Source organism: Cupriavidus sp. SS-3, from assembly GCF_035818815.1.
Classification (GTDB): Bacteria; Pseudomonadota; Gammaproteobacteria; order Burkholderiales; family Burkholderiaceae; genus Cupriavidus; species Cupriavidus taiwanensis_C.
Map to the genome: position 1 here is coordinate 71,992 of NZ_JAYLVT010000006.1, position 10,508 is coordinate 82,499.

General features: G+C 68.7%; 9 protein-coding genes. 4 read left to right on the forward strand and 5 right to left on the reverse strand.

What is annotated here, in order from left to right:
• The first annotated feature begins 57 nt into the window (after nt 1-57).
• Complete coding sequence (locus tag U9J39_RS11535; protein WP_115713531.1) at nt 58-1,431, forward strand: MFS transporter; 1,374 nt, start codon at nt 58-60, stop codon at nt 1,429-1,431.
• 44 nt (nt 1,432-1,475) lie between these two features.
• On the opposite strand, the gene U9J39_RS11540 is transcribed toward U9J39_RS11535, so the two are convergent.
• The 3 genes from U9J39_RS11540 to U9J39_RS11550 all read right to left on the reverse strand — a co-directional run bounded on the left by U9J39_RS11540 (nt 1,476) and on the right by U9J39_RS11550 (nt 3,924).
• Nucleotides 1,476-1,976 (reverse strand): Ohr family peroxiredoxin, encoded by a 501-nt coding sequence (locus tag U9J39_RS11540; RefSeq protein ID WP_326347091.1) that lies wholly within the window; start codon nt 1,974-1,976, stop codon nt 1,476-1,478.
• 15 nt (nt 1,977-1,991) lie between these two features.
• Entirely contained in the window at nt 1,992-2,750 is a 759-nt protein-coding gene (locus U9J39_RS11545; protein ID WP_326347197.1) for an SDR family oxidoreductase, read from the reverse strand.
• A gap of 145 nt (nt 2,751-2,895) precedes the next feature.
• Nucleotides 2,896-3,924, reverse strand: a complete 1,029-nt coding sequence (locus U9J39_RS11550) for a GlxA family transcriptional regulator (RefSeq protein ID WP_116314235.1) — start codon at nt 3,922-3,924, stop codon at nt 2,896-2,898.
• A 344-nt stretch (nt 3,925-4,268) separates the two neighbouring features.
• Between U9J39_RS11550 and U9J39_RS11555 the strand changes: the two genes are divergently transcribed.
• Nucleotides 4,269-5,321: a LysR family transcriptional regulator gene (locus U9J39_RS11555; protein ID WP_373429594.1), complete on the forward strand. Its 1,053-nt coding sequence runs from the start codon at nt 4,269-4,271 to the stop codon at nt 5,319-5,321.
• 33 nt (nt 5,322-5,354) lie between these two features.
• On the opposite strand, the gene U9J39_RS11560 is transcribed toward U9J39_RS11555, so the two are convergent.
• The gene (locus tag U9J39_RS11560) at nt 5,355-7,331 is read right to left on the reverse strand and encodes an aconitase family protein (protein WP_326347092.1); all 1,977 of its coding nucleotides are present in this window, start codon (nt 7,329-7,331) and stop codon (nt 5,355-5,357) included.
• Nucleotides 7,332-7,516: 185 nt separating this feature from the next.
• On the opposite strand from U9J39_RS11560, the gene U9J39_RS11565 reads away from it, so the two are divergent.
• Nucleotides 7,517-8,428 carry a LysR family transcriptional regulator gene (locus U9J39_RS11565; RefSeq protein WP_115713527.1) on the forward strand — a complete coding sequence of 304 codons (912 nt, stop codon included), beginning with the start codon at nt 7,517-7,519 and terminating at the stop codon, nt 8,426-8,428.
• 105 nt (nt 8,429-8,533) lie between these two features.
• Nucleotides 8,534-9,520 (forward strand): tripartite tricarboxylate transporter substrate binding protein, encoded by a 987-nt coding sequence (locus U9J39_RS11570; protein ID WP_116314237.1) that lies wholly within the window; start codon nt 8,534-8,536, stop codon nt 9,518-9,520.
• Nucleotides 9,521-9,565: 45 nt separating this feature from the next.
• Here U9J39_RS11570 and U9J39_RS11575 read toward each other — a convergent pair whose 3' ends face one another.
• A complete protein-coding gene (locus U9J39_RS11575) occupies nt 9,566-10,501 on the reverse strand; it encodes a LysR substrate-binding domain-containing protein (RefSeq protein WP_018007449.1) in 936 nt (311 codons plus the stop codon).
• Between the last annotated feature and the right edge of the window lie 7 nt (nt 10,502-10,508).

Here is a 10,508-nt window from a genome sequence, read left to right on the forward strand (position 1 = left end):
GCGTTATTGCTTGCGCCAGCGCCATAGAGCACTGGCACTAGAACGACTGGAGACAAGATGAAGCACACCCCTCTCGAGCTGATGCGCGTGCGCACCGGCGACCGCCTGGAACGGCTGCCCGTATGCGGGTATCACCGCCTTCTGTTTGCAATCATTGCGCTGGCCTTCTTCTTCGACAATCTCGACCTGGCCATGATGACGTATTTGCTGGGTTCGATACGCACGGAGTTTGGCTTGACCGCTGCGCAAGCGGGCATGCTCGGAAGCGCCAGCTTTGTCGGCATGGCCGTCGGCGCGCTCAGTTCGGGAGTGCTTGCCGACAGGTTCGGACGCAAGCCCGTGTTCCAGGTCAGCATGATCATCTGGGGCGTGGGCAGCTATCTCTGTTCGACCGCGAGCAACCCCATGGAACTGGGCGCATACCGGCTCTTGCTCGGCATCGGCATGGGCATGGAACTGCCACTGGCACAGACGCTGATGTCGGAGTTCATCCCGGCGCGGCAGCGCGGCAAGTACCTGGCATTGATGGACGGCAACTGGCCGATCGCGTTCATCTGCGCTGGCCTGATGTCGTACTACGTGCTGAGCGCCTATACCTGGCGCACGATGTTCCTGCTTGGCGCGGTGCCGGCGCTCTTCCTGATCGTGGTTCGGCGCTTCGTCCCCGAGTCTCCGCGCTGGCTGGAATCGCAGGGGCGCCATGCCGAAGCCGCAGCGATCGTCGAACGCATCGAGCAGTCGGTGATGCGGCGGATGAAGCTTGATGCATTGCCGGAAGTCACTCCGGCGGCTGCGGCGGCGGAGCCGGAGGCAACGGGATTGCGCGTGCTGTGGTCGCGCGCGTACCGCAGCCGGACCCTGACTGTCTGGGGGCTGTGGTTCTTTGCCCTGCTGGGGTTCTACGGCCTCAATACGTGGATCGGCGCGCTGCTGCAGCAATCGGGACTGGATGTGACCAAGTCCGTGTTGTACACGGTGTATATCTCGATCGGCGGGATTCCGGGCTTCCTTTGGGCGGCGTGGGTGGTGGAGCGCTGGGGACGCAAGCCCGCCTGCGTGGCGACGCTGGTCGGCGGGGCGTGCATGGTCTTTATCTATGGCCGGGTCGCTGGCTCGGCGTCGGAGCCGCTGGCGCTATTCCTCTCCGGCGGCATGATGCAGTTCTTCATGTTCGGCATGTGGGCGGTGCTCTATACCTATACCCCGGAGCTCTATCCCACGCGCGCTCGCGCTTCTGGCTGTGGCATGGCTTCGACGGTGGGGCGCATCGGCTCGCTGCTGGGGCCGACGCTGGTGGGCCTGGTGCTGCCCGTCGCGGGGCAAGCTGGCGTGTTCTGCCTGGGCGCGCTGTGTTTCCTTGCCGCGGCGGCAATCGTGCTCCGGTTCGGCATCGAAACCCGCGGCAGGGCGCTGGAAGCCATTGCCGACTAAGGTACTGCCGGCGCGTCGTGGCGGCAGGTATCGGACGAGCTGCGTCATTCCACCACCGCCACGACGCTGGCAATGCCTTGCCGGGCCATCTTCACATAGGGGCAGAAGCGCTCGGTATTGCGCACCAGTTCTTCGGCCAGCGCCCGGGCCACGCCCGGCATCCTGACGCGGAGCTCCGCGGACAGCGCATAGGCGCCGTCCACGGGGTCGCGGCCGAAGGCGACTTCGACTTCCACGGCGAGGTGGTCGATACGGAGGCGGGCGCGCCGGGCCAGCAGGTGCAGGGCGCCATGGAAGCACGCGGCATAGCCCGCGGCGAACAGCTGTTCCGGGTTGGTGCCGTGGCCCGGGCCTCCCAGCGCGGCCGGCAGCCGCAGGTCGATGACGAGGTTGCCGTCATCGGAGCGGGCCACGCCGGAGGCGCGCCCGTGTCCGGTTTCGCCACCCGTGACGGTGACGGTGGTGGTGTAGAGCGGATCGAAGCCGGGCCCGCGATATTTGTCGAGCAGGCTCAACGGCGGCGCTTGCAGCTTCCGGTTCGCCATGGGCCGGCCCTGGGGTCAGGCGCGCGCTTGCTGGCGCTGTCGCAGCCATGCCTCGAAACTGGTCCTGCCCAGCCGCGCGGGGCCCTCGGGAACCAGCGTGCCATCGTCCAGCTCGGCGCCGAAATAGCGGGCCCTGGCGTCGACGACCACCTTGCGCGGATCACCGGTGGCTTCGAGATAGCGTTGCACCAGGTCGCTCAGCGCAAAGCGCTGCGGCCCGGCGATTTCGACGATGCCGTTGGCGGGATCAGCAAGCGCATGGTCGGCCACGGCCTCGGCCACGTCGTCGGACGCAATCGGCTGGATCGACGCGGACGACAGGCGGATCGTATCGCCGTCCGTGCCCGATTGCGCGATGCCGCCAAGGAACTCGAGGAACTGCGTGGCGCGGACAATGGTGTAGGGGATGCCGGCGTTGCGGATCAGGGCTTCCTGCGCGATCTTGCCGCGGAAGTAGCCGCTCTGGGCGAGCTTGTCCGTGCCGACCACCGACAGCGCCACATGGTGCGCGACGCCGGCCGCCTTCTCCGCCGCCGCCAGGTTGCGGCCCGAGGTCTCGAAGAAATGCAGGACGGCATCGTCGGCGAACGACGGAGAATTGGCCACGTCGACGACCACCTGCGCGCCCGCCAGCGCCTGGTCGAGGCCGGCGCCGGTCAGTGTGTCCACGCCGGTCTTTGGCGATGCCGCCACCACTTCGTGGCCTTGCGCGGCAAGGCGGGACACGACCTTGCTGCCGATCAGCCCGGTACCGCCAATTACAACGATCTTCATCATGCACCTCGGGTTCAGTTGGATGGAATGGGCAGGCGACCCATGTCCCATGCTAGGTGAACGAGGCGCGACGCGGTAGCGCCGCTGGCGGATGCGCGGTGTTTCCCGTCCGGCACCAATCGCCCGGCCGCGCGGGCGATGCCCGTCAGCCGATGATCCCGGCGCGGTACGCGCTGGGCGAGACGCCCAGGTGGCGCTGGAAGGCCAGGCGCAACCGTTCCTCGCTGCCGAAGCCACATTGCCTGGCGATCTGGTCGACCGGCCGGTGCGGGTCCTGCAGCAGCCGCCGCGCGGCTTCCAGCCGGAAATGCTCCACCCCCTTGGCCGGCGTGCGGCCGGTCTGCTGCTTGTACACCCGTGCAAAGTTGCGCGGGCTCATGCCGGCCTGCTCGGCAAGCTGCTCCACCGACAGCGTTTCCCGCGACAGGTTCTCGACGATCCAGAGATGAAGGGCCTCGAACAACGGCACCTGCCGGCTCTGCGTCAGCAGCATTTCGCTGAGCTGGGGCTGGCCCCCGGGGCGCTTGATGAACACCGCCAGTTCCCGCGCCGCGCTCAGCGAGATGTCGTGGCCATAGTCCGCTTCGACCAGCGCCAGCGCCATGTCGATGCCGGTGGTCACACCGGCCGAGGTCCAGATCCGATCCTGGCGCACGAAGATGGCGTCCTGGTCCAGCGTGACCGCGGGAAAGCGCGCGCGGAACGCCGCATGCATGGCCCAGTGGGTAGCCGCGCGCTTGCCGTCGAGCAGGCCCGCCTGCGCCAGCAGGAAGGCGCCGCTGCAGACCGAGGCGACGCGGGGCACCTGGGCGGCGGCCTGCCGCAGCCAGGCGACCAGGGACGCGGCGCTGTCCAGCAGCGTGATCATCTCGGGCGCGCCGGGCAGGACGATGGTGTCGATGCGCCGCAGGTCGATGGCATCAAGCGGCAAAGTATCCACGGACGTGCCTTCGGCTGACGCGGTCAGGCCGCCATGCTCGCTGGCCAGGTAAATGCGGTAGCCGGCCAGGCCGCGTTCGCGCGCGTGGCGCGACGCCGCCCAGAACGCGGTTTGCGGCCCGGTGAGGTCAAGCACGCTCATGCCGGGAAAGGCGACGAACAGCAGGCCCCGCGGGTGGTGGTCGAACGGCAGGGCAGAGTCGTGTGCGGCGGGCGCAGATGCGGAACGGGCCATGGCAAGGATCGCGAAAGTCGGTCGATGTTATGCCAGGCGCGCGATCCGCTGCAAGGCGCGACGGCCGCTGTCGCGGGGCGTGCGACGCCTGCGCCACGAAGCGGCTGCGGCCTGGGTCTGGCGCATCGCCATGTCTGCATTGTTGCGTGCTGCAGCGGCCGGCTGGCAGAAATCGAGGGGCATCTGGCATTTACCCGGCCCGTGGCGGCTCATTAAGATCCCGGCATGGTCATGCGCCGCGCAGCGTGGACCCGAACCCCGGCATTGCGCCGAAAGGCATTGACATGGACATCGTCGTTCCCGATCTCCGTCCGGCGTCCCCCGCCAGGCGCGCCGGCCCGGACATGGGCACATCCGGCCAGTTGCAACGGGGGCAGCAGCACGGCCGGCGCGAGGGCGTGCCCGACCGCGCCCCCGACCGCGCCGACGGCTTGTCCGCCAGCTTCGCAGCCAGCTATGCCGGCATCATCGCCTTCATGGCGGTGGCCACCGAAGGCAGCTTCTCCAGGGCGGGCGAGCGGCTCGGCATCGGCCGCTCCGCGGTCAGCCGCAATGTGCAGAAGCTGGAAACGCAACTGAGCACACGGCTGTTCCTGCGCACCACGCGTTCCACCCGGCTGACGCGCGAGGGCGAGCGGTTCTTCGAGAACTGCCACCAGGGCGTGGCGCAAATCGTCGAAGCCATGAACGACATGCTCGCGCTGCGCCAGGGGCCGCCCCGCGGCCTGCTGCGCATCAGCGCGGCCACCGGCTTCGGGCGCAAGGTGGTGGCACCGCTGCTGACGCGGTTCTCGGCGGCCTATCCGGAGATCTCGCTCGACCTGCTGCTGGACGACCGCCCGCTGGACTTCGCGGCGGAGAAGATCGACGTGGCGTTCCGCAACGGGCGTATCGAGGATTCCAGCATCATCGCCAGGCAACTGATCCCGATGCAGATGGCGGTGTGCGCGTCGCCGGCGTATGCCGCGCGGCACGGCTTGCCGCTGACGCTGGACGATCTTGTCCGGCATCAATGCATCCATACCCGGGTCGGCGGCGCGCGCGTGCTGGAATGGGAGTTCAAGGTGGACGGCCACCTGCGCAAGCTGCTGCCTGCCGGCAGGCTGACCTTCAACGATCCGGATCTGGTGCTCGCGGCGGTGCTGGACGGGCTGGGCCTGGCGCAGATGGCAGGCTATCAGGTGTGCGAGCCGATCGCCCGCGGCGCGCTGGTCACCGCGCTGGGCCGGCATGCGCCGGACGATCGCGGCCATTATCTCTGCTACCTGAGCCGGCAGCACCTGCCGTCGCGCATCCGCGTGTTCGTCGACTTCATGACGGACGCGATCCGGTCGCAGAACCTGCACTGCCTGGCGGACTTCGGCATGGACTATGCGAAGGCGGGTCCGGGTGGCTGATGCCGGCAGCGGTGCCGGCGCATCAGGCTGAGCCTACGCCGCGCCATCGCGGTAGCGCCGCTGGAGCTCCTCGAACGACACCAGTTCCCCGCAGATCGCGCTGGCCGCCACCGTCGGCGGGCTGGCCAGCCAGACCTGTCCCGGACCGGAGCGCCCCGGGAAGTTGCGGTTGATCGAGCTGACCGTCACCTGCTCCGGCCGCTCCGACGACCCCGGGCCACAGTTGGCGCAGGCGCCGCACGACGGCTGGAGGATGCGCGCGCCGATGGCCTGGAACGTCTCCAGGTAGCCCTGGCGGATGCAATAGTCGCGCACGTCGGTGGTGCCGAACTGCAGGTAGAGCGTGACCTGCGGCGCAAGGCGCAGGCCGCGTTGCACGGCCCAGTGCAGCACTTCGTGGTACCGGTCGAAGTCCTCGCGCTTGCCCGCCGTGCACGAGCCGCCGTAGGCAATGTCGACGGCCACCCGCTGCGTCAGCGCGGCGAGCGGCATGCCGTTGCCCGGATCGCCGGGGCGGGCCACCATGGGCTCGAGCGTGCCGCAGTCGATGTCGAGGGTGGCGGCGAACGTGGCGTCGTCGTCGCTGCGCATCCAGGGCTCGATCTCGAAATCGATGCCTCGCCGTTCCTTCAGGAAGCGCACGGTCTGCGCATCGGGCGCGACGATGCCGGTGAAGCCGCCCAGTTCGGCGCACATATTGGTCAGCGTGGCGCGTTCGTCGATCGACATCGCGCTGACGACCGGTCCGCTGAACTCGAACACCTTGCCGACGCCGGCGCCGGCCTTGATGTCGGCCCGGGCCAGCAGGTGCAGCACCACGTCCTTGGCGGTGACGCCCGGCGCCAGCACGCCCTGCAGGCGCACCAGCAGGCATTGCGGCAGGGTCATGCGCACCGCGCCGGTGACGAAGGCGTTGGCCATGTCGGTGGTGCCGACGCCGAACGCCACGCAGCCCAGCGCGCCGCTGTGCGGGGTGTGGGAATCGGTGCCGACCACGACTTGCCCCGGCAGGGCATAGCGCTCGGCCATCATGGCGTGCGAGATGCCGGCCGCACGCGCGACCGCGGCGCCGCGGGACTCGGCCTCGGTCAGCGTGCGATGGCACCGGAGCTGGTAGTCGCGCACGAAGTCACGCTGCGCCGCGCACATGCGCGCGACGTTGTCGACCAGGCCGCCGCGCACGTGGGCCGGGCTTTCGCCGACATAGGAGGTGTGGTCCTCGAACACCACGATGCGGTCCGCATTCCTGAGCCGCAGCGGTTTGCCGAACGCCGCGTGCAGCATGTGGGCGCACATGCCGGTGTAGTACTCGTGGATAAAGCGCCAGTCGGCCCGCACGAAAATGCCGTCGCCCGCGACCGGGCGCTCCGGCGTCACCGGCGTTGCGAGCAGATGCCGTTGCACGATTTTCTCGAACAGGGTCTGCGGGCCGGTGGGGTGGCCGCAGGGCGCGGGTTCCACGTTGCTCAGGTACGCCTGGCCGAACCTGAGCAGGCCGCCATGCCGCAGGATGGCGGCGGCGAGGGCGTCGCGCCCGGCCACCAGCGTGTCCGCGTCGATGGGCTCGCCTTGCTCCAGCCGGGTGAGCAGGCTGAAGTTGGTCGAGGTGAACAGGCCGATGTTGTCGGCATTCTGGCGGTAGATGCGCTCGAAGCTGCGGGCGATGACGAGGCGGATGCCGGCCAGCTTCTCCGCTGCCGGACTATGCTCGCGCGACGAGCCCTTGCCGTAGCGGTTGCCGGCAACGGTTACGGCGAAGCCGCCTTCGCGGATCGCGCCGGCCGGGACCGGGCAGACACCTTCGACCTTGTAGCCGGTATAGGGAAAGCGGCCGAGCGCGTCGTCATAGTGCGTCAGGATCGGCACCGGCGTGATCTCGTCCGTGGAAACGTCGTCGCGCAGAGCGCCGGCGGTGACCAGCGTCATCGGCTGCCCCTGCAGCTGTGCCGTCATGGCCGACGCCGAGTCGGCGAGGAACAGGATGCGGGCCGTGGCCCCGATGGCGCTCATGCAGGATCTCCGAAGGCATTTCGGCGCAACTCTACCGGCCCTGGCGCGCGCGCACGAAGCGCTGATGCGGCATCGCGGCTATCTGCGCCAGGCATATCAGGGTAAACGCGGTGGTCATGCGTGACGCTCGCCGCAAGGTTAGTATCGGGCGACATTCCGGCCTGCCCACCCGGGCGCACTGACCCATGCACCGCATCGATCCCGTCAACATCCAGCTGTTCCTGGCCGCGGCCCGTGAAGGCTCGATCAAGCGCGCGGCTGAAACCGAGCATATCGCCCAGTCGGCGCTGAGCCGGCGCATCGCGGAACTGGAGCGCAGCCTGGGGGTGGTGCTGTTCGTGCGCTCGCCTGCCGGCGTGGTGCTGACCGATGCCGGCGCCCGCGCGCTGGAACTGGGGCGCAAGCTGAACGAGGACATCGCCAGCTTCGCGCGCGAGGTGCAGGACCTGGGCGACCGGGTCGCCGGCGTGGTGCGTGTGTCGGCCAGCCCATCGGCCATCATCGGTTTCCTGCCGGAGCGCCTGCATGCGTTCAAGGCGGCGCATCCGCTGGTCGAGATCGCGCTGTACGAGCGCTCCACCGCGGAAACGCTACGTGCCTGCCTCGATGACCGCGCCGACGTCGGCATCGGCGTCGCGGCCAAGACGCCGGGCGGGCTGGAATCATGGGCCTTCGCCAGCGATCCGCTCAATGTGGTGGTGCCGTCGTCGCATGCGCTGGCCCGGCGCAAGCGCATGCGCTATGCCGAGGTGCTGGAACATCCGCTGGTGGTGGTGCAGCCGGGCGGCGCGCTCGACCAGGACCTGCGCGAGCAGGCGGCCAACCTGCGGCTGCCGTTCAACCAGGGGGTGGCGGTGTCGAGTTTCGAGGCGGCCTGCCGCATGGTGGAGGCGGGACTGGGCATCGCCGTGCTGCCGGCCAGTGCCGGCGCGGCCTATGCCGGAACGCGGCGCTTTGTGCGCGTGCCGCTGGATGAACCGTGGCGCCAGCGCCAGTTGCGCATCTATGCGCCATACAAGCAGCCGCGGTTGCGTGCGATTGCCGCGATGATCGAGGCGCTGCAGCCAAAGGCTGGTACCGATGCTATGCCGGGCTGAGATACCCGGTGCAGCGGATTAGCACTCGGCCACCGCGGCGTCGCAACCCTACACTCCGTGCCAAAGCCACCGTCCACGGTGCGATTCGACCCACGGAGACAACACATGCAGACCTCGCTGTTTCGACAGGCGTGCAAGGCGCTTGCGGCCCTGATCACGCTCGCGGCACTGGCCGTCCAGGCCGTTCCAGTCCATGCGCAGGATGGCAAGCCGCTCAGGCTGATCGTGCCGACCCAGCCGGGGTCGCAGGCCGATGCCGTGGCCCGCGCGCTGAGCCAGCCGCTGGGCAAGCAGCTGGCCCAGTCGGTGGTGGTCGAGAATATCGCCGGCGCCGGCGGCGTGCCGGGCACCCAGCAGATCGTGCGCGCGCCGAAAGACGGCTCGACGCTGGGCCTGATCTCGTCGAACCACGTCATCAACCCGTTTATCTACAAGAGCCTGCCGTACGACGCGCTGCAGGACATCACGCCGATCACCGTGATCGGCACGCTGCCGCTGGTGCTGGTGGTCAATCCCGCGGTGAGCGCGCACAACACCAGGGACCTGCTCGCGCTGCTGAAGTCGAAGCCGGGCGAACTGAACTACGGCTCGTCGGGCAACGGCACGGTGCTGCACCTGGCCGGCCAGCTGCTGGCCAGCGAAGCCAAGGTGGATATCCGCCATGTGCCGTACAAGGGCGCCGGCAACTACACTACGGACCTGGTCGGCGGCCAGGTGCAGATGGGCTTCCTCACCGTGCAGGCGGTGCTGCCGCTGATCAAGGCGGGCAAGCTGCGGGCGATCGCCGTGTCCACCGCGCAGCGGGTGCCGGCGCTGCCCGAGGTGCCAACGCTGGCGGAGTCGGGCGTGCCGCGCTACAGCTTCGACGCGTGGCTGGCGATCGTCGGTCCCGCGGGCATGCCGAAGCCGGCTGTGCAGGACCTCCAGGCGAAGATCCAGGCCACGCTGCGCGAACGCGAGGTGCAGGAGCAGCTGTCGGCGCAAGGGCTGGTGGTGACAGGCACCGGCGCCGACGCGGCGGTGCCGTTCTTCAGGAGCGAACTGGACAAGCATGCGCGCATCGTCAAGCAGGCTGGCGCCACGCTGAATTAAAGGCTCCGGGCCGGGGCAAGCCGGCCCCCCACACGCTTGCCCGCTTCAGCTGCCGCAAGCGTGGATCAGGAATTCCCGCAGTGCATCGGCGGGTTTGCCCAGCTTGCGGCCGGGCTGCCACAGCATGCCGACCTCCATGTCGGGCACCGCATTGGCAATCGGCCGGGCCTCGATCTGCTTGCCTTCCAGCGACCACGGCCGATACACCATGTCGGACAGCACGGTGACGCCGAAGCCATGCGCCACCAGCCCGCGCAGTGCTTCCATCGAGCCGGTGCGGAAGGCGATATTGGGCGCGAGCCGGTGGCTGCGCCAGTAGCGCAGCGTCGAGTCCTCGGCCTCGTCGACGGTGATGAGCAAGTACGGATACGCCGCGATATCGCGCAGCGAGGGTCGCTCCACCTCAAGCAGCGGATGGCTGGCCGACGTCCACAGCTGGCGCCGCGAGCGCATCAGCGTATGGCGCTGGAAGCGCTGTGGCTTCTCCAGGTTGGACAGCAGCGCGATGCCGAACTCGATCTCGCCCGCCAGCACGGCGCGCTCGATGTCGGGGCGGTCCATGTCGAGCAGGTCCAGTTCGATATCCGGATAGTTGGTGCGGAAGCGCGCCAGCAATCCCGGCAAAAAGTATCCCAGCACGGTGTAGGACGCCGCCAGCCGCACGCTGCCCTGCAGCCCGTGCACCTGGAAACGCGGCTCGCGCAGCGCGTCTTCGACCGAATCCAGGATCTGGCGCGCATGCTGGAAGAACAGGTGGCCTTCGGCCGTCAGCGTCACGCCATGCGGCCGCCGCTCGAACAGGCGCACGCCCAGGCGCTGCTCCAGCGCCAGCACGGCATTGGTCACGGCCGACTGCGACACGTGCTCGGCGGTCGCCGCCATCGAGAACTGCCCGGTTTCCGCCGCCGCGACGAAATAGCGGAACTGCCGCAGCGTGACTTCCTTGGCCAGTCTTTCCGAACCTTCGCGCGCCTTGAACATGATGTCT